At 71.7% G+C, this 26,003-nt stretch carries 18 protein-coding genes and 1 pseudogene; 14 read left to right on the forward strand and 5 right to left on the reverse strand.

Features of this window, described 5'->3' with window-relative positions; all coding sequences use genetic code 11:
- The first annotated feature begins 274 nt into the window (after positions 1-274).
- The 3 genes from araB to SSNG_RS02705 all read left to right on the forward strand — a co-directional run bounded on the left by araB (position 275) and on the right by SSNG_RS02705 (position 5,635).
- Positions 275-1,969, forward strand: a complete 1,695-nt coding sequence (gene araB, locus SSNG_RS02695; protein ID WP_007262251.1) for a ribulokinase — start codon at positions 275-277, stop codon at positions 1,967-1,969.
- 72 nt (positions 1,970-2,041) lie between these two features.
- Positions 2,042-3,553, forward strand: coding sequence for an L-arabinose isomerase (gene araA / locus SSNG_RS02700; RefSeq protein WP_007262252.1), 1,512 nt, complete (start codon positions 2,042-2,044; stop codon positions 3,551-3,553).
- A gap of 345 nt (positions 3,554-3,898) precedes the next feature.
- Positions 3,899-5,635 (forward strand): glycoside hydrolase family 6 protein, encoded by a 1,737-nt coding sequence (locus SSNG_RS02705; RefSeq protein ID WP_042800434.1) that lies wholly within the window; start codon positions 3,899-3,901, stop codon positions 5,633-5,635.
- Positions 5,636-5,750: 115 nt separating this feature from the next.
- Here SSNG_RS02705 and SSNG_RS02710 read toward each other — a convergent pair whose 3' ends face one another.
- Entirely contained in the window at positions 5,751-6,815 is a 1,065-nt protein-coding gene (locus tag SSNG_RS02710; protein WP_042800435.1) for a LacI family DNA-binding transcriptional regulator, read from the reverse strand.
- A 328-nt stretch (positions 6,816-7,143) separates the two neighbouring features.
- On the opposite strand from SSNG_RS02710, the gene SSNG_RS02715 reads away from it, so the two are divergent.
- The 4 genes and pseudogenes from SSNG_RS02715 to SSNG_RS02730 all read left to right on the forward strand — a co-directional run bounded on the left by SSNG_RS02715 (position 7,144) and on the right by SSNG_RS02730 (position 12,013).
- Positions 7,144-8,487, forward strand: coding sequence for an ABC transporter substrate-binding protein (locus SSNG_RS02715; protein ID WP_007262255.1), 1,344 nt, complete (start codon positions 7,144-7,146; stop codon positions 8,485-8,487).
- A 109-nt stretch (positions 8,488-8,596) separates the two neighbouring features.
- Positions 8,597-9,613 carry a sugar ABC transporter permease gene (locus tag SSNG_RS02720; protein ID WP_007262256.1) on the forward strand — a complete coding sequence of 339 codons (1,017 nt, stop codon included), beginning with the start codon at positions 8,597-8,599 and terminating at the stop codon, positions 9,611-9,613.
- Positions 9,614-9,617: 4 nt separating this feature from the next.
- Entirely contained in the window at positions 9,618-10,508 is an 891-nt protein-coding gene (locus SSNG_RS02725; protein WP_007262257.1) for a carbohydrate ABC transporter permease, read from the forward strand.
- 61 nt (positions 10,509-10,569) lie between these two features.
- Positions 10,570-12,013, forward strand: a pseudogene (locus SSNG_RS02730) (GH1 family beta-glucosidase).
- A 21-nt stretch (positions 12,014-12,034) separates the two neighbouring features.
- Here the strand turns inward: SSNG_RS02730 and SSNG_RS02735 are convergent.
- Entirely contained in the window at positions 12,035-13,255 is a 1,221-nt protein-coding gene (locus tag SSNG_RS02735) for an ROK family protein (protein WP_007262260.1), read from the reverse strand.
- Positions 13,252-14,703, reverse strand: coding sequence for a xylulokinase (gene xylB / locus SSNG_RS02740; protein ID WP_007262261.1), 1,452 nt, complete (start codon positions 14,701-14,703; stop codon positions 13,252-13,254). The genes SSNG_RS02735 and xylB overlap by 4 nt, the downstream gene beginning before the upstream one ends.
- Before the next feature lie 93 nt (positions 14,704-14,796).
- Between xylB and xylA the strand changes: the two genes are divergently transcribed.
- The 4 genes from xylA to mmsB all read left to right on the forward strand — a co-directional run bounded on the left by xylA (position 14,797) and on the right by mmsB (position 20,304).
- Positions 14,797-15,969 (forward strand): xylose isomerase, encoded by a 1,173-nt coding sequence (gene xylA, locus SSNG_RS02745; protein WP_007262262.1) that lies wholly within the window; start codon positions 14,797-14,799, stop codon positions 15,967-15,969.
- 417 nt (positions 15,970-16,386) lie between these two features.
- Complete coding sequence (chvE, locus tag SSNG_RS02750) at positions 16,387-17,448, forward strand: multiple monosaccharide ABC transporter substrate-binding protein (RefSeq protein WP_206731365.1); 1,062 nt, start codon at positions 16,387-16,389, stop codon at positions 17,446-17,448.
- 69 nt (positions 17,449-17,517) lie between these two features.
- Positions 17,518-19,065: a multiple monosaccharide ABC transporter ATP-binding protein gene (gene mmsA, locus SSNG_RS02755; protein ID WP_007262264.1), complete on the forward strand. Its 1,548-nt coding sequence runs from the start codon at positions 17,518-17,520 to the stop codon at positions 19,063-19,065.
- Between the two features lie 3 nt (positions 19,066-19,068).
- Entirely contained in the window at positions 19,069-20,304 is a 1,236-nt protein-coding gene (gene mmsB, locus SSNG_RS02760; protein WP_007262265.1) for a multiple monosaccharide ABC transporter permease, read from the forward strand.
- Positions 20,305-20,329: 25 nt separating this feature from the next.
- On the opposite strand, the gene SSNG_RS02765 is transcribed toward mmsB, so the two are convergent.
- Both SSNG_RS02765 and SSNG_RS02770 read right to left on the reverse strand, forming a co-directional pair.
- Positions 20,330-21,595, reverse strand: coding sequence for a hypothetical protein (locus tag SSNG_RS02765; protein ID WP_007262266.1), 1,266 nt, complete (start codon positions 21,593-21,595; stop codon positions 20,330-20,332).
- Positions 21,596-21,809: 214 nt separating this feature from the next.
- Complete coding sequence (locus SSNG_RS02770) at positions 21,810-22,718, reverse strand: LysR family transcriptional regulator (RefSeq protein WP_050779523.1); 909 nt, start codon at positions 22,716-22,718, stop codon at positions 21,810-21,812.
- Between the two features lie 249 nt (positions 22,719-22,967).
- Here SSNG_RS02770 and SSNG_RS02775 point away from each other — a divergent pair, with 249 nt between their 5' ends.
- Genes SSNG_RS02775 through SSNG_RS02785 form a run of 3 tightly spaced genes read left to right on the forward strand, consistent with a single transcriptional unit; the run spans position 22,968 to position 25,958 of the window.
- On the forward strand, positions 22,968-23,759 hold the full coding sequence (locus SSNG_RS02775; protein ID WP_007262268.1) for a gamma-glutamyl-gamma-aminobutyrate hydrolase family protein: 792 nt from the start codon (positions 22,968-22,970) through the stop codon (positions 23,757-23,759).
- Between the two features lie 31 nt (positions 23,760-23,790).
- Positions 23,791-24,522 carry a FadR/GntR family transcriptional regulator gene (locus tag SSNG_RS02780; protein ID WP_007262269.1) on the forward strand — a complete coding sequence of 244 codons (732 nt, stop codon included), beginning with the start codon at positions 23,791-23,793 and terminating at the stop codon, positions 24,520-24,522.
- On the forward strand, positions 24,519-25,958 hold the full coding sequence (locus tag SSNG_RS02785) for an amino acid permease (protein WP_007262270.1): 1,440 nt from the start codon (positions 24,519-24,521) through the stop codon (positions 25,956-25,958). The genes SSNG_RS02780 and SSNG_RS02785 overlap by 4 nt, the downstream gene beginning before the upstream one ends.
- Positions 25,959-26,003 lie beyond the last annotated feature (45 nt).

Below are 26,003 nucleotides of genomic sequence, written 5' to 3' on the forward strand. Positions count from 1 at the left end.
TTCGGGGCGTGCGGAAGGGGCTCCGCACGGCCGTGGGTGCGGCGGGGCCGAGTGCGGCGGCAGGGCGCCGCCGTCGAGAAGGGGAGCCGTCGCATTGTGAGCGCTAACAAGTGCGGTTCTCAACCCTCTTGCTCACGTTACCTGTCTGTTATCGCGGCCGAACGGGGCACAGGTGACTCGTCGCGCGATCTGGGCGCACCCTCTTGCCCTTCTGCATTGTTAGCGCTCACACTGCATGGCATCCGACACCACCACACCTTCGGAAGGCACTCAGTTGACGTCACCCCACCTCCTCACGCCCTCCCCCGGCTCCGGGGATCCGGAGCAGTACACGGTCGGTGTCGACTTCGGCACCCTGTCGGGCCGCGCCGTGGTGGTGAGGGTTCGCGACGGGCGGGAGCTGGCGGCGGCGGTCCACACCTACCGGCACGCCGTCATGGACCGGTACCTGCCCCACGGTGGTGCGCAGCTGCCCCCGGACTGGGCCCTGCAACACCCCGAGGACTGGCGGGACGTACTGCGCCGCGCCGTCCCGGAGGCCGTGGCAGCGGCGGGGATCGATCCCGCGGCGGTGATCGGCATCGCCACCGACTTCACCGCCTGCACCGTCCTGCCCACCCTGGCCGACGGGACCCCCCTCGCCGAGACCGAGCTCGCCGGACGGCCGCACGCGTGGCCCAAGCTGTGGAAACACCACGCGGCCCAGCCGTACGCCGATCGCATCAACGAACTCGCCCACGCCCGCGGGGAGAAGTGGATCACCCGCTACGGCGGCCGGATCTCCGCGGAGTGGCAGTTCGCGAAGGCCCTCCAGGTCCTGGAGGAGGATCCGCTCGTGTACGACACCTGCGCACGGTGGATCGAGGCAGCCGACTGGATCGTGTGGCAGCTCACCGGAAGCGAGTCCCGCAACGCCTGCACCGCCGGATACAAGGGCATCCACCAGGACGGTGCCTACCCGAGCGAGGAGTACCTGGCCGGGCTGAACCCCCGGTTCGCCGACTTCGCCCGCACCCGCCTCGAATTCCCGCTCTCCGCACTGGGCTCACGCGTGGGCACGCTCGGCACCGAGGCGGCGGCCTGGACCGGGCTGCGCCCCGGGATCGCCGTGGCCGCGGGCAACGTCGACGCCCATGTCACCGCGGCCGCGGCCCAGGCCGTGGAGGACGGTCAGCTGCTCGCCATCATGGGCACCTCCACCTGCCACGTCGTGAACGCCCCCGTCCTCGCGGACGTCCCCGGCATCTGCGGTGTCGTGAACGGCGGGATCGTCGAGGGAGCCTACGGCTACGAGGCCGGGCAGAGCGCGGTCGGCGACGTCTTCGCCTGGGTACTGGACCAGGGCGTCCCACCGGACTACCTCGCCGAAGCGGCCGAGCGCGACGAGGACCTGCACACCCTGCTGACCCGGAAGGCCGCCGGCCAGCCGGTCGGGGGCCACGGACTGGTCGCCCTCGACTGGCTGGGCGGAAACCGGTCGGTCCTCGTCGACCACCACCTCTCGGGAGTCATCGCGGGGCTGACCCTCGCGACCCGCCCCGAGGACGTCTACCGCGCGCTGCTCGAAGCCACCGCGTTCGGCACCCGCGTCATCGTGGAGGCCCTGGAGACGGGCGGCGTACCGGTGCGCGAGTTCATCGTCGCGGGCGGACTGGCCAGGAACGAACTGCTGATGCAGATCTACTCCGACGTGCTGCGCCGCCCCGTCTCCCTCGCCGCGTCGGACCAGGCACCCGCCCTAGGGTCGGCCATCCACGCCGCCGTGGCCGCCGGCGCGTACAGCGACGTACGGACGGCCGGCGCCGCCATGGGCCGCCGGCTTCCGGCCGTCTACACGCCCGACGCCTCCCGGGCCGACGCCTACGACGCCCTCTACGCCGAATACCGGCTCCTGCACGACCGCTTCGGCACCGACGGCCAGTTGCACCGCCTGAGGCGCATCCGCGACACGACCCGCACGGCGAGCTGATCCGCGCCGCCGTCCACCCTCCCCGCCCGCCCGCTCCGACGCGTCGCGGGACGTCACCCCCCAGGAGTCCATGTGCCCAGCCGAACGTCTCCCGCCCAGGAAATCTGGTTCCTCACGGGCAGCCAGCACCTGTACGGCGAGGAGACGCTGAAACAGGTCGCCGAACAGTCGCGGCAGCTGGCCGCCGCCCTGGACGACGCCTCCGGCATTCCCGCACGTGTCGTGTGGAAGCCGGTGCTCACCGACGCCGACGCCATCCGCCGCGTGTGCCTCGACGCGAACGCCGATGACCGGTGCACCGGTCTCATCGCCTGGATGCACACCTTCTCGCCGGCGAAGATGTGGATCGCCGGACTGGACGCACTGCGCAAGCCGCTGCTGCACCTGCACACCCAGTCGAACCTGGCCCTGCCCTGGGCCACCATCGACATGGACTTCATGAACCTCAACCAGGCCGCCCACGGCGACCGCGAGTTCGGGCACGTCCAGACCCGACTCGGGGTGCCCCGCAAGACCGTGGCCGGACACGTCAGCGACCCGGTGACGATCGCACGGGTGGCCGTCTGGGCGCGGGCGGCCACCGCACGCTCCGAACTGACCACCCTCAAGGCGGCCCGATTCGGCGACAACATGCGCGACGTGGCCGTCACCGAAGGGGACAAGGTCGAGGCCCAGCTGCGCCTCGGCGTCTCCGTGAACACCTACGCCGTCAACGACCTGGTGGAGGTGGTCGACAGCGCGCAGGAGAGCGAGGTGGCGTCCCTCGTCGAGGAGTACGCGGACCTGTACGACCTGGCGCCCGAGCTTCGGCGGGGAGGCGAACGGCACGAGTCGCTGCGCTACGCGGCCCGCATCGAGGCCGGCCTGCGCACCTTCCTCGAAACGGGCGGCTTCCGGGCCTTCACCACCAACTTCGAGGACCTGGGCGGGCTCCGTCAGCTGCCCGGCCTCGCGGTCCAGCGGCTCATGGCCCAGGGGTACGGCTTCGGAGGGGAGGGCGACTGGAAGACCGCCGTCCTGCTGCGCGCCCTCAAAGCGGCCGCCACCGGCCTCCCCGGCGGCACCTCCTTCATGGAGGACTACACCTACGACATGACACCGGGCAACGAACTCGTCCTCGGCGCACACATGCTGGAAGTGTGCCCCACCCTCGCGACCGCCAGGCCGAGCTGCGAGATCCACCCCCTCGGCATCGGCGGGCGGCAGGACCCGGTCCGGCTGGTGTTCGACGCCGCCCCCGGCCCGGCCGTGGTGGTGGGCCTCGCCGACCTCGGCGACCGCTTCCGCCTGGTGGCCAACGACGTCGACGTCGTGGCACCCCCGCACCCCCTGCCCGCCCTGCCCGTCGCCCGCGCGGTCTGGCGGCCCCGCCCCGACCTGCGGACCTCCGCGGAATCCTGGCTGACGGCCGGCGGACCCCACCACACCGTCCTCAGCACCGCCCTCACCTCCGACCACCTCGACGACCTCGCGGAAATGCTCCGCGTGGAGCTCCTCCTCATCGAAGAGAGCACCACCCCGAAGCAGTTCCGGCGCGATCTGCGCTGGAACCAGGCGTACCAGCGGCTGGCTCTGGGGTTGTGAACCAGGGGATCTGGGAGCGCTCCCAGTAGGTGAGGGCAGACGGTAGCGGCAACCGGCGGACAAGAGAAGACGGTTCGGAGGGATTCCCGAGCGAAATGCTTTCGACCCTCCGCATACCTTGACGCGACTGGGCGCCGTCCGCACAGTGGGAGCGCTCCCACTCGTTCACGGCTTGTGCACGGTCCCGCCGTGCCACGACCAGGACGGCGCTCCCACCCACGGGCGTGCGCTCTCCGGCCAGGCCCTGGGGCCCGGTTCCGACGCCCGTGTCCTCCCCGTACGACGGAACGCCGCCCACCGGCGCCGGGCTCCGCCTGCGCCCCGACCTGAAAGGCACCCCGCGAAATGAGCCGCATCATCTCCCGCACCGCGTTACTGGCGGCCCTCGGCCTCGTCACGGCCGCGGGCGCCACCGCCACCGTCTTCGGCGCGCCCGCCGGCGCCGCCACCGCCGGTTGCACGATCGAATACCAGGTCACGAACCAGTGGAACAACGGGTTCGGCGCCAACGTGGTCGTCACCAACACCGGTGACCCCGTCGCCGACTGGACCGTGGAGTGGACCTACGCGAACGGCCAGCAGGTCACCCAGGGCTGGAACGCCGCCATCACCCAGTCGGGGGCGGCCGTGACGGCCAAGAGCCTCTCGTACAACGGGTCGCTGGCCACCGGCGGTTCGACGTCCTTCGGGTTCAACGGTTCCCACAACGGCACGAACACCGTGCCCGCGACGTTCAAGCTCAACGGCGTCGCCTGCAACGGCGCCACCGTTCCGACCCAGCCCCCCACCACTCCCCCGACGACCCCGCCCACGACGCCTCCGCCCTCGGGCGGCAAGGTCGACAACCCCTACGCCGGCGCCAAGGTGTACGTGAATCCGGAGTGGTCCGCCAAGGCGGCCGCCGAGCCGGGCGGCACGAGGGTGTCGAACCAGCCCACCGCCGTCTGGCTGGACCGCATCGCCCTCGTCACGGGCACCAGCGGCAAGATGGGCCTGCGCGACCACCTCGACGCGGCCCTGGCGCAGAAGGGCAGCGGCGAACTCGTCGTCCAGCTGGTGGTCTACGACCTGCCCGGACGGGACTGCTCCGCGCTCGCCTCCAACGGGGAGCTGGGCCCGACCGAGATCGACAGGTACAAGACGCAGTTCATCGACCCGATCGCCGCGATCCTCGCCGATCCCAAGTACGCCGGTCTGCGGATCGTCACCGCCGTAGAGATCGACTCGCTGCCGAACCTCGTCACCAACGTCTCGGGCCGCCCGACGGCCACCCCGGCCTGCGACGTGATGAAGGCCAACGGCAACTACGTCAAGGGGGTCGGCTACGCGCTCAACAAGCTGGGCTCGATCGCCAACGTCTACAACTACGTGGACGCCGGCCACCACGGCTGGCTCGGCTGGGACGACAACTTCACCGCCTCCGCGGAGATGTTCAAGCAGGCCGCGACCGCCGAGGGCTCCACGCTCTCCAAGGTGCACGGCTTCATCGTGAACACGGCCAACTTCAGCGCGCTGAAGGAGGACAACTTCAAGATCGAGGACTCGGTCAACGGCACCTCCGTACGCCAGTCGAAGTGGGTCGACTGGAACCGCTACACCGACGAGCTGTCCTACGCCCAGGCCATGCGCGCCAAGGTGGTCTCGCTGGGCTTCGACGCCGGCGTCGGCATGCTCGTCGACACGTCCCGCAACGGCTGGGGCGGCACGGCCCGCCCGACCGGACCCGGCGCGACGACCAGCGTGGACTCCTACGTGAACGGCGGCCGCTACGACCGGCGCATCCACCTCGGCAACTGGTGCAACCAGGCGGGAGCCGGGCTGGGCGAACGGCCGCAGGCGGCACCGGCCCCCGGCATCGACGCCTACGTGTGGATGAAGCCGCCGGGCGAGTCGGACGGGGCGAGCAAGGAGATCCCGAACAACGAGGGCAAGGGCTTCGACCGGATGTGCGACCCCAGCTACACGGGCAACGTCCGCAACGGCAACAGCATGTCGGGCGCACTCCCGGACGCACCGCTCGCCGGACAGTGGTTCTCCGCCCAGTTCCGGGAACTCATGAAGAACGCCCACCCGGCCCTGTGACGGACCGCCGGTGAGGGACCCGGAGCCGTACGGAGCCACCTGGCTGCCGTACGGCTCCGGCCCGTACGCGCTCGGGCCCCGGCGGCGAGCCGAACCGGCCCGCGTCCCCCACCGCTCAGGAGGAATCCCGCACGATCAGCTCCGTGGGGAGGACCCGCCGCTTCTCCTCCCCCGCCGCCGGGGCGGCTCCGGGACCCTCGGCGATCTTCTGCAGCAGCAGCCGCGTCATCGTGCGGCCCATCTCCTCGATCGGCTGGCGCACGCTCGTCAGGGGCGGATCCATCAGGCGCGCGCCGACCGAGTCGTCGACGCCGACGAGGGCCACGTCCTCGGGGACCCGCCGGCCGGCCTCGCGCAGCACCCCCCGCGCTCCGGCGGCCATCACGTCGGAGGCGGCGAAGACCGCGTCCAGCCCGGGGGCGCGCTCCAGCAGTGCCCGCATCGCCAGCCTGCCGCCCTCCTCGGTGAAGTCAGCGACCTCCACGAGCGACTCATCGGGCGCGATCCCGGCCTCGGTGAGGCCCGCGCGGTAGCCTCCGAGTCGGGCGCGGGCCACGTACATGTCGAGCGGGCCGCTGATGGTCGCGATCCGGCCGCGGCCCCGGCCCACCAGGTGGGCGACGGCCGCGCGGCCGGCGCCGACGTTGTCGGAGTCCACGTAGTCGACGGGTTCGGCCTCGGAGCGCCGTCCGTTCATGACGACCGGCAGGCCCAGTCGCGCTATCCGGTCGGGCAGGGGGTCGTCCCCGTGGACGGACGCCAGCAGTACGCCGTCGACCCGCTGGGCGGCCAGGTAGTGTTCGAACCGCCGGCGCTCCGCCTCGGTCCGGACGAGGGTGAGCAGCAACTGTTTGTCCGCCCGGGAGAGTTCGGCACTCACTCCGCGGATCAGGTCCAGGAAGTACGGCTCCGAGAACACCCGGGCCTCGGCCTCCGGGATGACCAGGGCGACCGCGTCGGTCCGGCTGCCGGCGAGCGCCCTGGCCGCCTGGTTGGGTACGTACCCGAGCTCGGCGACCGCGCGGGCGACGGCTTCCCTGGCCTGCTCGCTGACACTCGGCGAGCCGTTGATGACCCGGGACACCGTGCCCCGGCCGACGCCGGCCAGGGCAGCGACCTCCTCCAGGGTGGGCCTGCCGTTCCGCTGTCCGCTCACGCCTCTCGAACTCCCCTCGCGCATCGCTCTCCGCGTCGGTCCCGATCCGGTGGATCCGGCGCGCATGGTGGACCCCGCCGCGTCGCGCGGCACACCTTACGCCGGGGAACACCATGGGAGCGCTCCCACACTACCCTTGATTGCCTGAACGCGTCACGCCCCAATTGGCGTTCGACTCTTGACACTTGCGCCTGCAAGGCAGGAACCTTCCGGCAGCAGCGTGGGAGCGCTCCCATACATGGGGGCGCCACAGCGTCGCTTCCGGTCCGCGCGGGCCCTGGCCGAGCCGCGAGCGAACGAGCCGCCGGACCCCTGGCGCACAACCAGCACCGCCTTGGACGAGGAGAGTGGAATGCGCATTTCCAGCAGCAGACACGGCCGCGGCCGCCACACCGGGCTCATCACGGCCGTCGCCGTGGCGACCGCCGCGGCCCTGCTCAGCGGTTGCGGGGGCGACGACGGGGACGCCGGCGCGGACGCCGGCGGACGGATCACGCTGCGGATCGGGACCTTCGGTTCCTTCGGCTACGACAACGCCACCGGGGCGAAGCTCTACGCCGAATACGAGAAGTCCCATCCCCACGTCAAGATCGAGGAATCGAACGTCGCGGACGGCCAGAAGTACTGGGACACGCTCAAGCTGCGCCTCTCCCGCGACAGCGGCCTCGCGGACATCCAGGCCCTGGAGGTGGGATACGTCGCCGAGGCGACCGGCCCGGCGATGGCGGGCAAGTGGACCGACCTGGGCAGGACCGGCGGCGCGGACCTCGGGGCGTTCCTGGACTGGAAGGTGAAGCAGGCCACCACGGGTGACGGCAAGGTCATCGGGCTCGGCACGGACGTCGGCCCGATGGCCATCTGCTACAACAAGGACCTGTTCGCCCGGGCCAAGCTGCCGACCGAGCGTGCGGAGGTGGCCCGGCTCTGGGCGGGTGACTGGGCGAAGTTCCTGGCGGCCGGCGAGACGTACGCGAAGAACGCCCCCGCCGGGACCGCGTTCCACGACTCCGCCGGCGGGCTGTTCAACGCGGTGATCTCCAGCGAGGCCGTGCAGTACGCCAACGCCAAGGGGGAGCTGGACTACGAGAACAGCCCCGGCGTGAAGAAGGCCTGGGACACCGCCGTGGCGGCGGCGCAGGGCGGACTGACGGCCAAGCTGCGCCAGTTCGACGAGAAGGGCACGTGGAACGCGGCCTTCAAGAACTCCAGGTTCGCCACGGTCGCCTGTCCCAGCTGGATGACGGGCATCATCAAGGAACAGGCGGGCCCGGAGAACCAGGGGAAGTGGGACATCGCCGCGCCGCCCGTGGCCGGGAACTGGGGCGGCTCCTTCCTCGCCGTGCCGAAGGCGGGCAAGCACGTCAAGGAGGCGGCCGAACTCGCCGCCTGGCTCACCGCTCCGGCCCAGCACGCCAAGGTCTTCGGCGTGAACGGCAACATCCCGTCCTCCAAGGACACCCTCGCCTCCCCCGCCGTCCAGGACGCGAAGCTGCCGTACTTCGGGGACACCCCGGTCGGCAGGATCTACTCGCAGGCCGCGGCCGGCATCACGCCCGCCCCGATCAGCCGCTGGGACGGCCAGGTGAAGACCTTCCTCACCGACAACGGCATCCTCGACATCGAGCAGCGCGGCACCGATCCGGCGAAGGCCTGGGAGAACGTCAGGAAGCTGGTAGCCGACAAGATCGACCGGTAACCCGGGCGCTGGTGACGGCCCGCCGCCCGCCACCTCCCCCGGGTCGGGGCGGGCCGTCGATCACACCGCCCTGACAGCACCGCACGCATCCACCTGGAAGGAAGCCCCCGTGGCCACCTCCGCACGGGCGGCGGACGACGCCTCCGCGCCGCCCGCCGCACCAGTCCGGGGCCGCAGCGCCGGCCCCGGCTCCCCCCGTCGGCGGCCGCCCGGCCGCAGCGGCCGGCGCAGCACCCTCTACCGCCTCGACCTGAAGGCCGTCCCGTACGTCTTCGTCGCCCCCTTCTTCCTCACCTTCGCCGCCTTCGGCCTCTTCCCCCTGATCTACACGGGCTGGCTCTCGCTCCACCGGGTCGAGCTCGGCGGGGAGGCCCAGTGGAACGGAATGGAGAACTACGGTTCTCTGGCGACCAGCGAGTTCTTCTGGAACGCGCTGGCCAACACCTTCACCATGGGGCTGCTCTCGACCGTGCCCCAGCTGCTGATGGCCCTGGGCCTGGCTCATCTGCTCAACTACAAGCTCCGCGGCCGCGGGTTCTTCCGGGTCGCGGTCCTCGCCCCGTACGCCACCTCCATCGCGGCGGCGACGCTCGTCTTCGCCCAGCTCTTCAACACCGACTACGGTCTGATCAACACGGTGCTGGGCTGGGCCGGCTTCGCGCCGGTCGACTGGGAGTCCTCCAAGTGGCCCGCGCAGATCGCGATATCGACGATCGTGACCTGGCGGTGGACGGGCTACAACGCGCTGATCTACCTGGCGGCGATGCAGGCGGTACCGCAGGACCTGTACGAGGCCGCGGCGCTGGACGGGGCTTCGCGCTGGCGCCAGTTCCTCAGCGTGACCGTCCCTTCCATCCGGCCGACGATCCTCTTCACTGCCGTCGTCTCGACCATCGGCGCCACCCAGCTGTTCGGCGAGCCGCTGCTCTTCGGCGGCAGCCTGGGGATCAGCGGCGGCAGCGGAAACCAGTTCCAGACCTTGAGCCTGCTGATGTACGAGAAGGGCTGGGTGACCGGCGCCCTGGGCCAGGCCTCGGCCATCGCCTGGGTCATGCTCCTGCTCCTCCTGCTCATCGGCGGCCTCCGGATCCTGATCTCCCGAGTCCGCCCGAAGGCGGGGAGCTGAGCCCATGACCCCCACACCCGACTCGACCGCCTCCGGGGCGCGCGTATGGCGCCTCCGCCCGTCGGCCGGCCGTCAGCACCACGCGGGACCGCTGACCTACGTCCTTCTGGGCTTCGCCGCCCTGATCTCCCTCTTTCCCCTGTACTGGAACCTCGTCGCCGCTTCCCACACGGGCGAGCGGGTGGTCAAGGCCCCGGCGCCGCTGCTGCCGGGACCCCGGCTGCTCGACAACCTCTCCTTCGCCTGGAACCAGGTCGACATGGGCGAGGCGCTGGTCAACACGACGATCGTGGCCGGCCTGGTGGCCCTGTCCACCGTCCTGTTCTCCACCCTGGCCGGATTCGCCTTCGCCAAACTGCCCTTCAGGGGCCGGGGCGCCCTGCTGGCCCTGGTGGTGGCCACGATGACGATCCCGCCGCAGCTCAGCGTGATCCCGCTCTACCAGATCATCACGGACCTCGGCTGGGTGGATCAGCTCCAGTCGGTCGTCCTGCCTTCGCTGGTGGCGGCCTTCGGCGTGTTCTTCATGCGCCAGTACCTGATCGAGGCGCTCCCGGTGGAGCTGGTGGAGGCGGCCAGGATGGACGGAGCGCACAGCCTCCGCATCATCTGGCACGTGGTGTTCCCCGTGGCGCGGCCGGCGATGGCGGTCCTCGGGATGCTCGTCTTCGTCCAGGCCTGGAACGACTTCTTCTGGCCGTTCATCGCGCTGACCCCCGACGGCAACCCGACCCTGCAGGTCGCCCTGGCCGGCCTCGGAGCGGGCAACCACACGGTCGACCAGGCCGTGGTGCTGACCGGCGCCCTCATCTCCACGCTGCCGCTGCTGGTGGTCTTCGCCGTCCTCGGCAAGCACATCGTGGGCGGCATCACCGCGGGTGCCGTCAAGAACTGACGGTGCCGTCCGACTTCTTCCGGCACCCCTCTGTCCAAGCCTGCGTTGGGAGCACATTCCTATGACCGTGCCCGAGACCCGGCCACTCACCGCCTCCCGTACCTTCCCGTCCGGTTTCCTCTGGGGCACGGCCACCGCCGCGTACCAGATCGAGGGCGCCGCCCGTGAGGGACGGCCGGACCCCGTCCATCTGGGACACCTTCTCGCACACCCCCGGCAAGGTCTTCGCGGGCCACACCGGTGACGTGGCCGTGGACCACTACCACCGGTTCGCCGAGGACGTCCGCCTCATGTCCGAACTGGGTCTGGGGGCGTACCGGTTCTCCGTCTCCTGGTCCCGCGTCCAGCCGACCGGCCGGGGCCCCGCCGTCCAGAGGGGCCTGGACTTCTACCGCCGGCTGGTCGACGAGCTGCTCGCCGCGGGCATCGAGCCGGCGCTCACGCTCTACCACTGGGACCTGCCCCAGGACCTGGAGGACGCGGGGGGCTGGCCGGAGCGCGTGACCGCCGAGCGGTTCGCCGCGTACGTGGGCCTCGTGGCCGACGCGCTCGGAGACCGGGTGAAGCGCTGGACGACGCTCAACGAGCCCTGGTGCAGCGCCTTCCTCGGATACGGCTCCGGCGTCCACGCCCCCGGGCGGACCGACCCGGTCGCCGCCCTGCGCGCGGCCCACCACCTCAACCTCGGCCACGGCCTCGCGGTGCAGGCCCTGCGCGCCTCGCTCCCCGGCGACGCCCAGCTCGCGGTCTCCCTCAACCTGCACGCGGTCCGTCCCTTGAACCCCCGCCTGGAGGACTGGGAGGCGGCCCGCCGCATCGACGCCGTCGGGAACCGGATCTGGCTGGGGCCGATGCTGGAGGGCGCGTACCCGCGGGACCTGTTCACGGACACCGCGCACCTGACCGACTGGTCCTTCGTCCTGGACGGTGACGCGGCGACGATCCACCAGCCGCTGGACCTCCTCGCGGTGAACTACTACACCCCGACCGTCGTCTCGCACGTCGCGCCGGGCGCCGAGCGGCCGCAGGACGACGGCCACGGCGACAGCGAGCACTCGCCCTGGCCCGGCGCGGACGACGTCGCCTTCCACCGGGCTCCGGGTGAACGCACCGCGATGGGCTGGTCGGTCGACCCCGACGCGCTCTACGACCTCATCACCCGCACCGCCGCCCGCTACCCCGGCCTGCCGCTCGTCATCAGCGAGAACGGCGCCGCGTACGAGGACGAGGTCGGGCCCGACGGCACGGTGCACGACCCGCAGCGCGCCGCCTACGTCCACGCGCACCTCGAAGCCGTGCACCGGGCGATCACGGACGGTGCCGACGTGCGCGGCTACTTCCTCTGGTCGCTGCTCGACAACTTCGAGTGGTCCTACGGCTACGCGAAGCGCTTCGGCGCCGTGCACGTCGACTACGAGACCCTGGAGCGCACGCCCAAATCGAGCGCGCTCTGGTACTCCCGCGTGGCCCGGACGGGACGGCTGCACGCCCCGGGCGGGGCGTAGCCCGGGGAGGCCGCGGAGGGCTCACACGGCCTGGCGGGCGGGCAGCCGGGTGGGGTCGGCGATGATCCGCTGGACGGTCGACCACGCCGCTCCGAGTACCGGTCCGCGGCGCCCCAGGGCGGACGGGCGTACCGCCTCGGGGTGCCAGGGCCGGACGGTGACCCGGGCGGCCAGTTCGGAGCGCATCGGCGGGAGGAGCCAGTCGGCGAGTTCGGCGTAGGCACCGCCGAGGACGAGGCCGTCCGGGTCGATCAGGTCCACCGCCGAAACGAGGGCGAGCCCCAGGGCCCGGCCGGCGCGGTCCAGGGCGCGCAGGGCCGCCGCGTCCCCCGCGCCCGCCCGCTCGGCCAGCACGGCCACCGGGTCGCCGGTGTCTGCCAGCCCGGCCTCGCGCAGGACGGCGGCTTCGCCCGCGTACTGCTCCAGGCAGCCGCGGGCCCCGCAGGGACAGGGTGCGCCCTGCGGGTGGACGGGCAGGTGGCCGAGCTCGCCCGCGAACCCGCGGGCGCCCCGGAACAGCCGGCCGCCGATGACCAGTGCGGCACCGATTCCGGCCTCGGCGGAGACGTGGACGAAGGTCTCGGCGGGATGTCCCTGCTGCCGCTGCTCGGCGAGCGCTCCGAGGTTGGCCTCGTTCTCCGGCTCGGGCACGGCGGCGGGGTCGGGCCAGTGGTCGGCGGGGCGGACGTCCTTCCAGCCGAGGTTGGGGGCGTTGGCGACCAGTCCGCCGGGGGCGTTCGGCACCACCCCCGGGACGGCCAGGACGCGGCCCTCGACGCGCAGGCCGAGGGCGGCGGCCTCGGACTCCGCGTCGGCGGCGAGCGCGGCGGCCTCCTCCAGTACCCGTGCGGCCGGCCGGCCCGCGTTGGCCCGCTCCACGCGCCGCCACACCCGGGGTTCGCCGCGCAGGTCGACGACGCACGCGGCGAGGTGGGTGACGCCGATCTCCAGGCCGAGTCCCGCGGGGCCCCGGTCGTTGAGGGCCAGGGACCTCCCGGGGCGGCCTACGCGTCCGCTGGGGGCGGTCTCCGTCTCGGTCAGGGCGGCGCGGCCGATCAGCTCGTCGACCAGGGAGGAGACGGCCGGCCTGGTCAGGCCGGTGTGTCCGGCGACGTCCGCCCGGGAGAGCGGGCCGTGCGCGGCGACCGCGCCGAGCACCGCGGCGAGGTTCTGCCGGCGCATCCCCTGCTGGGAGGCGGGTGCGGTCTCCGCGCCCCCGCCGGGCCTGCCGAGCGCGGTCATCGCCGCCGTCCTTCCCCTCGCTCCTGCGGCGGGGCCTCCTGCAGGGCCCGCGCCCGCCGCAGCGTACCGGTGATCCGTTCGAGCGTGTCGTCGTCACGGGGTACGGGCTCCAGCACCCGGCCCTCCGTGGTCCGCCAGCGCCGGGCGACGGCGTCGGCGGGCTCGCCGGTGAGCAGGGCGGCGGCCTGAGCGGCGGCCCCGAGCGCGACGGGTTCCCGGGCCTCGGGCACCTGGACGGCCCGGCCGGACAGCCGCAGGACCGTCTTCTGCCAGGCCCTGCCCGCGGCTCCGCCGCCGATCAGCAGCAGGGGTTCGTCCGCCGCGGCCGGGTCCTCGCCTCCGGCGCGCAGTACGTCGTCCAGGGCCGTGAGCAGGGCGTGGGCGGCGCCGTCGTAGGCGGCCTGGAGCAGCTGGCCCGGGGTCGTGTCGTGGCGCAGGCCGTGGACCAGACCGGAGGCACCCGGGAGGTCCGGGGTGCGCTCGCCGTCGAGGTAGGGGAGCACCACCACCGTGCCGCCGCCCTCGACGTCCTCGCGGTCGCGGCCGGTGAGGGCGGCGAAGCGGTCGACGGCGAGGGTGCAGTTGAGCGTGCAGGCGAGCGGCAGCCAGCCGCCGAGGGCGTCGGCGAAGCCGGCGACGGTTCCGGTCGGGTCGGCGGGCCGGGTCCGGCCGACGGCGTAGACGGTGCCCGAGGTGCCGAGGCTCAGCACCGGACGTCCGGGGGTGAGGCCCAGCCCGAGGGCGGCGGCCATGTTGTCGCCGGTCCCCGTGGCCACGGGCACGCCCTCGCGCAGGGGCGTCCCGGCGCGGACGAGGCCGGCCCGGGCGCCGGGCGCGAGGACTTCCGGCAGCAGGGCGGAGTCGAGCCCGATCCGGGCGAGGACCTCCCGGTCGTAGCCGTCGGGGCCCCACCAGCCGGTTCCCGACGCGTCACCGCGGTCGGTCACCGCCTCGCCGGTCAGCCGTTCCGTCAGGAAGTCGTGGGGAAGCCGGACCGCGGCGACGCGGTCCGCGGCGGCAGGCTCCTGCGCCCGCAGCCAGGCCCATTTGGCGGAGGTGAAGGCGGCGGTCGGGACGCTGCCGGTGCGGCGGGCCAGTTCGGCCGGGCCGAAGGCGGCCGCGAGTGCGGCGGCCTGCGGGGCGGAGCGGACGTCGTTCCACAGCAGTGCGGGACGCACGGGCCGGCCGGCCGGGTCGAGGGTGACCAGGCCGTGCTGCTGGCCGGCGATCGAGCAGGCGGCGGCCCGGTCCGCCCAGCCGGTGGCCGCCGCGGCCTCGCAGAACGCACGCCACCACTGTTCGGGGTCGCTCTCGCGTCCGGGGCCCGCGCTCACGGTGTGCGCGGCGCGGCCCTCGCCCAGGACGGCGCCGGTCCCGACGTCGACGGCGAGGGCCTTGGTGGACTGGGTCGAGCTGTCGACACCGATCACGACACGCTGTGCGGGCATGGGGTCCCTCCGGTGGGGTTCCTTCTGGCGTCCCGGCATACTAATTTGTTTTTCGACATTACAAATAGACCTCGGCCCGATCCGGAGCGCCTCATGACCGTCGACCCGCTCGTCCCCACCCCCGCGCACAGGTTCACCTTCGGCCTGTGGACCGTCGGCTGGCAGGGGCGGGACCCCTTCGGCGACGCCACCCGGCCCGCCCTCGACCCGGTCGAGAGCGTGCACCGGCTGGCCGGGCTCGGCGCGTACGGGGTCACGTTCCACGACGACGACCTCATCCCCTTCGCCTCCGGCGACGCCGCCCGCGAGCAGGCGGTCAAGCGCTTCCGCACCGCGCTCGACACGGCCGGGCTGAAGGTGCCCATGGCCACCACGAACCTCTTCACCCACCCGGTGTTCAAGGACGGCGCGTTCACCGCCAACGACCGCGACGTGCGCCGGTACGCGCTGCGCAAGACGATCCGCAACATCGACCTGGCCGCGGAACTCGGCGCCAGGGTCTACGTCGCCTGGGGCGGCCGCGAGGGCGCGGAGTCGGGCGCGGCCAAGGACGTGCGCACGGCCCTCGACCGGCTGAAGGAGGCCTTCGACCTGCTGGGCGAGTACGTCGAGGAGCAGGGCTACGACCTGCGCTTCGCGATCGAGCCCAAGCCCAACGAACCGCGCGGCGACATCCTGCTGCCCACCATCGGTCACGCCCTGGCCTTCATCGACAGGCTGGAGCGGCCGGAGCGGGTCGGCCTCAACCCGGAGGTCGGCCACGAGCAGATGGCCGGGCTGAACTTCCCGCACGGCATCGCCCAGGCCCTGTGGCACGGCAAGCTGTTCCACATCGACCTCAACGGCCAGAGCGGGATCAAGTACGACCAGGACCTGCGTTTCGGCGCCGGCGACCTGCGCCAGGCCTTCTGGCTGGTCGACCTGCTGGAGTCCGCGGGCTACGACGGCCCCCGCCACTTCGACTTCAAGCCTCCGCGCACGGAGGACGGCGAGGGCGTCTGGGCCTCGGCGGCCGCCTGCATGCGCAACTACCTGCTCCTGGCGCAGCGGGCCCGCGCCTTCCGGTCGGATCCGGAGGTCCGGGCCGCGCTCGCCGCCTCCCGGCTGCCCGAACTCGCCCGGCCCACGGCCGAGGACGGCCTGGCCGGGCTGCTGGCCGACCGGTCCGCGTTCGAGGGGTTCGACGTCGACGCGGCCGCCCGCCGCGGCATGGCCTTCGAGCAGCTGGACCAGCTGGCCCTCGAACACCTTCTCGGCGCCCGCTGAGATCGGGGCGCCCACGGGCCGGGCGCGCCCTTGCGCGCCCGGCCCCCCAGAGGATGTTAGCGCTAACAATCCGCGCGTCAAGGACCGCTGCGCCGCCATCCCCGCGGAAGCGCGGTCTCCTGGCCCCCTCCGCCACCCCTTGCGGCAACTCACCTCCCGGACAGCACTTTTCCCCCAGCCGAGTCGCCCCGCAGAGTGATCCGCGCAGACCCTTGACGGCGCCCTTGTGAGCGTTAACACTCAGGTTCGCCAGGCCGGAGGCGCCGCACGCACCCCTTCGCACCGTGCGAGGACGCGGCACCGGGCCGGCCCCGCCCGGCCGATTCCGGTTGTCCCTGCCGGGGCGCGCCGTGCCGGTCGCGGACCATCACTGGAGGAACTGTGCGGAAGCTTTCAGCGGGCCTCGCCGCCCTGGGCATGACTCTGGCGCTGGCGGCCTGCGGCCAGAGCGCCAACGGAGCGGGCGACGGAGGGGGCGGCGGCGACGCCAAAGGCGGCCTCATCGGCATCGCGATGCCGACCAAGTCGTCGGAGCGCTGGATCAACGACGGCACCAACATGGTCAGGGAGTTCCAGGCCAAGGGCTACAAGACGGACCTCCAGTACGGCGACAACGTCGTGGAGAACCAGGTCTCCCAGGTGGAGAACATGATCACCAAGGGGGCCAAGCTGCTGGTGATCGCCGCCATCGACGGCTCCTCGCTCACCAATGTGCTGCAGCGGGCCGCCGACGCCCACGTCCCGGTGATCTCCTACGACCGGCTGATCCGCGGCACCGGCAACGTCGACTACTACGCGACCTTCGACAACTTCAAGGTCGGCGTCCTCCAGGGCAGTTACATCGTCGACAGGCTCGGCCTCAAGGACGGCAAGGGCCCCTTCAACATCGAGCTGTTCGCCGGCTCTCCGGACGACAACAACGCCGCGTTCTTCCACAACGGCGCGATGAGCGTCCTCCAGCCGTACATCGACGAAAAGAGGCTGGTCGTACAGAGCGGCCAGACCTCCCTCGCCCAGATCGCCACGCTGCGCTGGGACGGCGGTCTCGCCCAGTCCCGGATGGACAACCTGCTGAGCAAGTCGTACACGGCCGCCCGTGTCGACGCCGTCCTCTCGCCGTACGACGGCATCTCGATCGGCGTCATCTCCTCGCTCAAGGGCGTCGGCTACGGCACACCGGGCCGGCCCCTGCCCGTCGTCACGGGTCAGGACGGCGAGCTGGCCTCGGTGAAGTCGATCATCGCGGGCGAGCAGACCCAGACCGTCTACAAGGACACCCGCCAACTGGCCAAGGCCGCGGTCCAGATGGGCGACGCGCTGCTGACCGGCGGCAAGCCCGAGGTCAACGACACCCGTCAGTACCACAACGGAGTCAAGACCGTTCCGGCGCAGCTGCTCCAGCCGGTCAGCGTCGACAAGGAGAACTACCGGAAGGTCCTGGTGGACAGCGGCCAGTACACCGCGGACCAGCTCAAGTAGCAGCCGGCGGGTGCGGTGCCCGGGGAGACCCGCGGCACCGCGCCGCCCCGACGATACGGACGCACAGCCATGGCCCGACCCGTTCTCGAAATGCGGTCGATCAGCAAGACGTTTCCCGGTGTCAAAGCACTCTCCGAGGTCAGCCTGACCGTCGCCGCCGGCGAGGTGCACGCCGTCTGCGGTGAGAACGGCGCCGGCAAGTCCACCCTGATGAAGGTGCTCAGCGGGGTGTACCCGCACGGCGGCTACGAGGGCGAGATCTACTTCGAAGGCACCCCCTGCCGGTTCCAGGACATCCGGGCCAGCGAGCAGCGCGGCATCGTGATCATCCACCAGGAGCTCGCGCTGGTGCCCTACCTGTCCATCGCCGAGAACATCTTCCTCGGCAACGAGCACGCCTCCCGGGGCGTGATCAACTGGCACCGGACCCTGGCCCACGCCGCCGACCTGCTCCGGCAGGTCGGACTCGACGAGAGTCCGCACACCAGGGTCGCCGACCTCGGTGTGGGCAAACAGCAGCTGGTCGAGATCGCCAAGGCGCTCGCCAAGAAGGTCAGGCTGCTCATCCTGGACGAGCCGACGGCCGCCCTCAACGACGAGGACAGCCGCAAGCTGCTCGACCTGATCCTCGGGCTCAGGGCCCGCGGCATCTCGTGCATCCTCATCTCGCACAAGCTGAACGAGATCGCCCGGGTCGCCGATGCCGTCACCGTCCTGCGCGACGGGCGGACCATCGAGACCCTCGCCATCGGCCCCGGGGGCATCTCGGAGGAGCGGATCATCCGCGGCATGGTCGGCCGCGACCTGGAGCACCGCTACCCCGAGCGCTCCCCGCAGATCGGCGAGGTCGCCTTCGAGATCGAGGACTGGAGCGTCCGGCATCCGATCGACCACCGGCGCAAGGTGGTCGACGGGGTCTCGCTGAACGTCCGGCGAGGTGAGATCGTCGGCATCGCTGGCCTCATGGGCGCCGGCCGCACCGAACTCGCCATGAGCGTCTTCGGCCGCTCCTACGGGAGCTGGACCGGCGGCCGGGTGCGGCTGGACGGCCGCGAGATCCGTACCCGGACGGTGCCGGAGGCGATCGGACACGGCATCGCGTACGTGACCGAGGACCGCAAGCAGCTCGGCCTCGACCTCACCGCCGACATCAGCCGCAACATCTCGCTGAGCGCCCTCGGCAAGGTCGCCCGGAGGGGCTGGGTCGACCGGCACGAGGAGGCCCGGATCGCCGAATCGTTCCGGCGGACCATGAACATCAAGGCACCCTCGGTGTTCGCGCAGACCGGCAAGCTCAGCGGCGGAAACCAGCAGAAGGTCGTCCTCAGCAAATGGATCTTCGCCGAGCCGGAGGTGCTGATCCTCGACGAGCCCACCCGGGGCATCGACATCGGCGCCAAGGCGGAGATCTACACCGTCGTCGCCGACCTCGCCGCCCAGGGCAAGGCGGTGCTCGTCATCTCCTCGGAACTCCCCGAACTCCTGGGCCTGTGCGACCGGATCTACACCATGGCCGCGGGCCGGATCACCGGTGAGGTCAGCCGTGCGGCCGCCACCCAGGAATCCCTCATGCGGCTCATGACCATGAGCGCGGCATCCCCCGACAAGCAGGTGTGAGGCATGGCGCAGACCAAGACCACCCCGGATCCCACACCGGGCACCCAGGAGACCGGCCGACGGGCCTCGGGCGGTGCCGTACTGGCACGCGCGCTGCGCGGCAACATGCGCCAGTACGGGATGCTGCTGGCGCTGGCGCTGATCGTGCTGCTGTTCCAGTTCTGGACGGGTGGCATCCTGCTCCAGCCGCTCAACGTCACCAATCTGATCCAGCAGAACGGCTACATCCTCATCCTGGCCATCGGCATGATGATCGTCATCATCGCCGGGCACATCGACCTGTCGGTCGGGTCGCTCGCCGCCTTCGTCGGGGCGGCCGCCGCGGTGATGATGGTCGAGCACGGGACTCCCTGGCCCCTGGCACTGGCGGCCGCGCTGCTGATCGGGGCACTCGCCGGAGCCTGGCAGGGATTCTGGATCGCCTACGTCGGGATCCCCTCGTTCATCGTCACGCTGGCCGGCATGCTGCTCTTCCGCGGCGGGACCCAGATCCTCCTCCAGGGCCAGTCGGTGGCGCCCTTCCCCAAGGGCTTCCAGAACATCAGCAGCGGCTTCCTCCCCGCGGTCGGCCCCCACACCGACTACCACAACCTCACCCTCCTGCTGGGCCTCGCGGTACTGGCCGTCGCGATCCTGCAAGAGGTGCGCGGGCGGCGGCGGGCCGCCTCGTACGGGCTTCAGCCGCTGCCGGCCGGGCTGTTCCTGGTGAAGCTCGGCGCGATCACCGCCGCTGTGGTGGCCTTCACCCTGCTGCTGGCCAGCTACCACGGCGTGCCGATCGTCCTGCTGGTCCTCGGCGTCCTGCTGGTCGTCTTCGGGTACGTGATGCGCAACTCGGTCCTCGGCCGCCACACCTACGCCATCGGCGGCAACGAGGCGGCGGCGCGGCTGTCCGGGGTGAAGAGCAAGCGGGTCGTCTTCCTGGCCTTCGTGAACATGGGCGTCCTCGCGGCCCTCGCCGGGATGGTGTTCGCCGCGCGGCTCAACGCCGGTACGCCGCAGGCCGGCATCAACTTCGAGCTGGAGGCGATCGCCGCCGCGTTCATCGGCGGCGCCTCGGCGAGCGGCGGTGTGGGGACGGTCCTCGGTGCGCTCACCGGCGGTCTGGTGCTCGGCGTGCTGAACAACGGCATGTCGCTGGTCGGCGTGGGCACCGACTACCAGCAGGTGATCAAGGGCCTGGTCCTGCTGGCGGCCGTCGGCTTCGACGTCTACAACAAGCGCAGGGCCGGAGCCTGACGCTCTGGTCGTGGCCGCGGGTGCTTCACGGTTCGGGCGTCGTGGTGGTCTGTTCGTCGTTCAGGCGGGCCCGCCACTGGCTGACGTGTTCGTCGGGCAGGGAGGCCAAGCGGGCGATCTCGGCGTCGCTGCGTCCGTCGGACCAGGCCAGGATCCGTGTCACGGTGCGGTTCCGTCCGGCGCGGAATTCCTTGAGCAGGTTCTCCAGGCGTTCGACTTCCGCGCCTTCGAAGCGGAGCTGCTGGTCGACGCCGGCGCGTTCCTCGGCGCGCAGCTTCCAGAGGTAGGCGTCGAGGCCGGTCAGGACGATTCCGTGTTCGCGCGCGGAGTTCTGGAACCTGTCGGTCAGGTCGGTCAGCACGTAGTCGGGGACGTCGGCGAGGGTGGCGCCGGGGGGTCTGGCCGCTTCCCAGGTGCTCTTGCCGGTCTCCGTGGTCTCCAGCCAGGTGCGGGCGTCCGTGGGGGTGCGGTCGCCGGACGCCCTTGCACGGTAGGCGTACAGGGCGGCGCGGTGGCCGTAGAAGGTGAAGCCGTCCTCGATGTGCCGGTCGGCGATGTGGCAGGTTCTGCCCGGTACTCCCCCGTAGCCGGTGGCGGGGTGGTAGTCGGCGTAGGCGTCGAGTTCGGCGTCGGAGGCCACGGCCCATGAGGGGTCGCACAGCTCGGGGTTGGCGTCCAGGAAGGCGCCGACTTCGACGCGCCAGGCCGGGACCGGCGTCATGCGCGGTCGGGGCCAGCGGAGATCCCCGGAGGGGTCGAACGCGGGGGTCGCGGCCTGCTCGATGTCGTCCCATGCGGTGGCCGCCTCGGCCGACCATTCCAGCTCGCCTTCGGGCCCGATCCGGTGGATCGAGTCCACGAGTCGCTGCACGGCGGCCAGGACGCGCACCGCGAGCGCGTGCAGTTCCCCGGCGTCGAAGAAGCGCCAGGTGCAGCCTCGTTGTTCGTCGTGGCTCAGGTGGCCGAGCAGTTGCACCATGATTCCGGGGCCGGGGACGGCCCCGTCGCCGAGTGCCTTGCGGGGGATGCCGGGGAGCCGACTGCCAGGGGACTCCTGCGGGGCCCGCCAGTCGGTGTCGCCGAACCAGACGGCGCCGTCGCGGGCGTCCACCGCCAGCCACTGCTGGTAGCCGACTCCCGGGCCGTAACGCTGGTCCTGCTGTTCGGCGTTCTCGTCGTGCCATACGTACTCGGCCGGGGGCGGGTCCAGCTCTGCGGCCATGAAGCCGTCCTCGGGGCGGTAGCCGGTGAGGACGTGCGCCGTTCCGGGCGCGAAATCGGCTGCGGTCATGAGGGGTTTCCTCTCGGTGGAACGTCAACCGCGGCAAACGTAGTGTGCCCGTCACACCATAGTTTAACTTTCAGCCATCGTGTCCGGTAGTCGGACACGAGGGGAAGTCCGGTGTGCCGGTGGGGTCTACGCGCGTGCGGCGGCCGCCAAGTTGGCCGCTTTTCACGTAGCCTCCGCGATCCGTTCACCCCCGCGGCCCCGGGATGCCCGCTCCTCACGAGAGCGCGGCCAGCGCCTGCGCGGCGAGCATCTCCTCCAGGTCTAGGACGGCCCGCGGGGCGTGCCGGGTGTCGATGCGGACGGCGTAGATGAAGCGCGTCAGCTGGGGCTCGGCCAAGGGACGCGCCACGACCTGGGCGTGGGTCCGGGGCAGGGCGAGTCTCGGCATGACGGCCACGCACAGGCCCGCGGCCACGAACCCGAGCACGGTGTTGAAGTCGTCCCCCTCGTACTGCAACCGGGCCTGGAAACCGGGCGTGTTGGCCATCTGCGAGAGCAGTTCCAGGCGCAGCGCGGCTTCCGGAGCGGCGATCCACGTCTCGGAGGCGAGGCTGGCCAGGTCGATGACCTGCCGGTCGGCCAGGTGGTGGTGGGCCGGGACGACGGCCACCACCGGATCCCGTGCGACCAGCGTCCGGCGCAGCATCCGCGGCGGCGGGACGGGGATGAAGTCGTAGTCGTAGCTCAGGGCCAGGTCCATGTCCCCCCGCTTGAGCCGGTTGTAGCCGGCCTCGGGCTCCAACTGGCTGAGGCTGACCTGCACGTGGGGGTAGGCCGCGTGGAGTCGGGCCAGGGCCTGCGGAACGATGCCGGTGGCGGCCGAGGCGAAGGCGCCGAGCCGGATCCGTCCGGCCGTCCCGGCACGCATGGCGCCGAGTTCGACCGACGCCGCCGCCAGCGCACTGCGGACGCCCTGCTCCGCGCCGAGGAGGACTTCGCCGGCCGGTGTGACGCGCACGGGGCGGCGCTCCAGCACCCTCAGGCCGGCGCGGCGTTCGAGTTCGGCGATCTGCTGGGAGACGGCGGGCGCGCTGTAGCCGAGTTCGCGTGCGGCGGCGCTGAAGGAGCCGTGCCGCACGACGGCTTCGAGGGTGGCGAGCAGGCGGGGGTCGAGTCCGTGCACGGGGTTAAGGCTCACTTATCTGTCGCGAAGATGTGTTTTCTTGTGATTGGAGATGAACGCCAGGAGGATTCTTGCCAGCGGCAAGAAAAACGCAAGCCTGCGCCCTCGGCCCGCGAACTCCCCTCTCCCGCCGTCCCGGTGACCTCCGCCGGACCACCGCGCCATCCGCGGCAGCCCCCGCCGTGGCGGGGGCGGACGGTTCGGCTCCGGCTGTCGACGGTCACCCCTCGTGCCCCGAAAGGAAGTGGTATGCCCCAGCCACCGCTCATCGGAATCACCACCTACCTCGCCCACGCGCAGTGGGGTGAGTGGGACCTGCCCGCCGCGGTGCTGCCCGCGGCCTACGCGGACTGCGTCCGGGCGGCCGGCGGCCGCGCCGTTCTGCTGCCCCCGGACGCGCCGGAGGCCGCGGCCGACGTGGTCGAGCGTCTGGACGCCATCCTCCTGGCGGGAGGCGAGGATCTGGATCCCGCACTGTACGGGGCCGCGCCCCATCCTCGTACCGGGCCGCCGGTGCGCGAGCGCGACGAGTGGGAGCGGGCCGTACTGGCGGCCGGCCTCGCCCGCGGCGTACCCGTGCTCGGGGTGTGCCGGGGGATGCAGCTGCTGAACGTACACGAGGGCGGCACCCTGATCCAGCACCTGCCCGACAGCGTGGGCCACGACGGCCACAACCCCTACCGGGGCCACTTCTGCGCCCACGCCGTGACCACCGTCCCCGGGACGCGGGTCGGCGCCCTGCTGCCGGGGACGCACCAGGTCGCCACGCACCACCACCAGGCGGTGGACCGCCTCGGCGCGGGATGGGTCGTCGCCGCCCGTGCGGCGGACGGCACCGTCGAGGCGATCGAGAGCACCCGGCACCGCTTCGCCGTGGGCGTCCAGTGGCACCCGGAGATCGGTGCCGACGCGCCGGTCGTGCAGGCTCTGGTGGCCGCCGCGGGCTCCGCCGGAGCCACGGATCCCGCCCGGACGGCCGGATGGAACACACGCATGCCGCGAAGCACGCCGGACCAGATTTTCCCGACACAGGTGTCTTGACACCCCGGGGCCCACCCCGCAGGATCACAGCGTGAACCTGTCAGACAGCCAGACAGGTGGCCCCCTTCCGCGGCGCGTCAGCGCCATGGAAGCGGTCTTCGGCCACCTCCGCACCGCCATCGAGCGCGGTGAGTACGCCGTGGGCGACAAGCTCCCCTCCGAAGCCGAGTTGTGCCGCACCCTGGAGGTCAGCCGGCCCGTGCTGCGGGAGGCCCTGCGGGCCCTGCAGGCCATGGGGTTGACCGTGTCCAAGAGCGGCAAGGGCACGTTCGTCCTGGCCAACACGGTCGAGGACCCCACCTTCGGCGACTACGCCGCCAGCGACCTGCTGGAGGTGCGCCGGCACGTCGAGATCCCGGTCGCCGGATACGCCGCACTGCGCCGTACGCCGGAGGACCTGGACCACCTGGGCCATCTGCTGGACCGGATGGAGCGGGAGACCGACACCACCGCGTGGGTGGCGATGGACACCGTCTTCCACCTGGCGGTGGCCGAGGCCTCCCGCAACCCCGTCTTCCGCCGCGTCATCGAGGAGATCCGCGACGCACTGGCGCGTCAGTCGACCTTCCTCAACGAGCTGGGCGGCCGGCGCGAGCAGTCCAACTGCGAGCACCGGGCGATCCTGGAGGCGCTGGTCGACGGCAGCGAGCACGACGCGGTGGAAGCCATGTCCCACCACCTGCTACGGGTCGAGACGACCCTCACCGACATCGTGCGCCCCCAGCGCACCACCGCCCCTACGGAAGGCAGACCCGAGGCGTGAGCGAGCAGTTCCTCAAAGACGAGAAGCGCCCCACGACCCGTCACGTCGACGCCGGCGACACCGGCTACAGCAAGTCCTTGAAGCCCCGGCACGTCAACATGATCGCCATCGGCGGTGCGATCGGGACGGGGCTCTTCCTCGGCGCGGGCGGACGCCTCGCCGAGGCCGGTCCCTCCCTGTTCGTCGCCTACGCCGTATGCGGGATCTTCGCGTTCCTCGTCGTGCGCGCGCTCGGCGAGCTGGTCCTCTACCGGCCGTCCTCCGGTGCCTTCGTCTCCTACGCCCGGGAGTTCCTCGGGGAGAAGGGCGCTTACACCGCGGGCTGGATGTACTTCCTCAACTGGGCGACCACCGGCATCGCCGACATCACCGCCGTCGCCACGTACACCCACTACTGGCACCTGTTCTCCGACGTCCCCCAGTGGGTGATCGCCCTCATAGCCCTGGCCGTGGTCCTCGCCGTGAACCTCATCTCGGTGCGGATCTTCGGCGAACTGGAGTTCTGGTTCGCCATCGTCAAGGTCGGCGCCCTGGTCGTCTTCATGGGGATCGCGGTCTTCCTCCTGGTGACCCGGCACCCCGTCGACGGCACCGTCCCGGGCCCGGCCCTGATCACCGACAACGGCGGGATCTTCCCCAACGGCCTGCTGCCCATGCTGCTGATCGTCCAGGGCGTCGTCTTCGCGTACGCCTCCGTCGAGCTGGTGGGCGTCACGGCCGGCGAGACCGAGAACCCCGAGAAGATCATGCCGAAGGCGATCAACTCGATCATGTGGCGCGTGGGCCTCTTCTACGTCGGCTCGGTCGTCCTGCTGTCGATGCTGATGCCCTGGAGCAGCTACAGCGCGGGCCAGAGCCCGTTCGTGACCGTGCTCTCCCACATCGGCGTCCCGGCGGCCGCCGACGTGATGAACCTGGTCGTCCTCACCGCGGCCATGTCCTCGCTCAACTCCGGCCTCTACTCCACCGGCCGCATCCTGCGCTCGATGGCCGTCAACGGCTCCGCCCCGCAGTTCACCGCACGGCTCAGCCGGACCCAGGTCCCGTACGGCGGCATCCTCCTCACCAGCGGCATGTGCGTCCTGGGCGTCGGGCTCAACTTCGTGGTCCCCGCGGACGCGTTCGAGATCGTCCTCAACCTCGCCGCCATCGGCATCCTCGCCACCTGGGGCATGATCATGGTCTGTCACCTCCTCTTCTGGCGGAAGACCCGCAGCGGTGAACTGACGCGCCCCTCCTACCGCCTGCCCGGCTCACCGTGGACCGAACTCGTGACGCTGGCCTTCCTCGCCTCCGTCCTGGTCCTCATGTACGCCGACGGAGGCGCGGGGCGCACCACCGTGCTGTGCGTACCCCTGATCGCCGCGGCGCTGGTCGCCGGCTGGTACGCGGTCCGCGGCCGCGTGGCGCGCGCCGCTGCCGGCAGCGACGGCTGAGCCGGCGCGCCCACCCCTCCCCCCGCGCCGGGGGTGGCGGTCGCC

Origin of the sequence: Streptomyces sp. C (genome assembly GCF_000158895.1) — a bacterium.
Taxonomy (GTDB): domain Bacteria; phylum Actinomycetota; class Actinomycetes; order Streptomycetales; family Streptomycetaceae; genus Streptomyces; species Streptomyces racemochromogenes.

Coding starts and splice junctions, on each gene's coding strand:
- SSNG_RS02705 (WP_042800434.1), top strand. CDS start 3,899: ATGAGCCGCATCATCTCCCGCACCGCGTTACTGGCGGCCCTCGGCCTC.
- SSNG_RS02710 (WP_042800435.1), bottom strand. CDS start 6,815: ATGCGCGAGGGGAGTTCGAGAGGCGTGAGCGGACAGCGGAACGGCAGG.
- SSNG_RS02715 (WP_007262255.1), top strand. CDS start 7,144: ATGCGCATTTCCAGCAGCAGACACGGCCGCGGCCGCCACACCGGGCTC.
- SSNG_RS02725 (WP_007262257.1), top strand. CDS start 9,618: ATGACCCCCACACCCGACTCGACCGCCTCCGGGGCGCGCGTATGGCGC.
- SSNG_RS02735 (WP_007262260.1), bottom strand. CDS start 13,255: ATGACCGCGCTCGGCAGGCCCGGCGGGGGCGCGGAGACCGCACCCGCC.
- xylB (WP_007262261.1), bottom strand. CDS start 14,703: ATGCCCGCACAGCGTGTCGTGATCGGTGTCGACAGCTCGACCCAGTCC.
- xylA (WP_007262262.1), top strand. CDS start 14,797: ATGACCGTCGACCCGCTCGTCCCCACCCCCGCGCACAGGTTCACCTTC.
- chvE (WP_206731365.1), top strand. CDS start 16,387: ATGACTCTGGCGCTGGCGGCCTGCGGCCAGAGCGCCAACGGAGCGGGC.
- mmsA (WP_007262264.1), top strand. CDS start 17,518: ATGGCCCGACCCGTTCTCGAAATGCGGTCGATCAGCAAGACGTTTCCC.
- mmsB (WP_007262265.1), top strand. CDS start 19,069: ATGGCGCAGACCAAGACCACCCCGGATCCCACACCGGGCACCCAGGAG.
- SSNG_RS02765 (WP_007262266.1), bottom strand. CDS start 21,595: ATGACCGCAGCCGATTTCGCGCCCGGAACGGCGCACGTCCTCACCGGC.
- SSNG_RS02775 (WP_007262268.1), top strand. CDS start 22,968: ATGCCCCAGCCACCGCTCATCGGAATCACCACCTACCTCGCCCACGCG.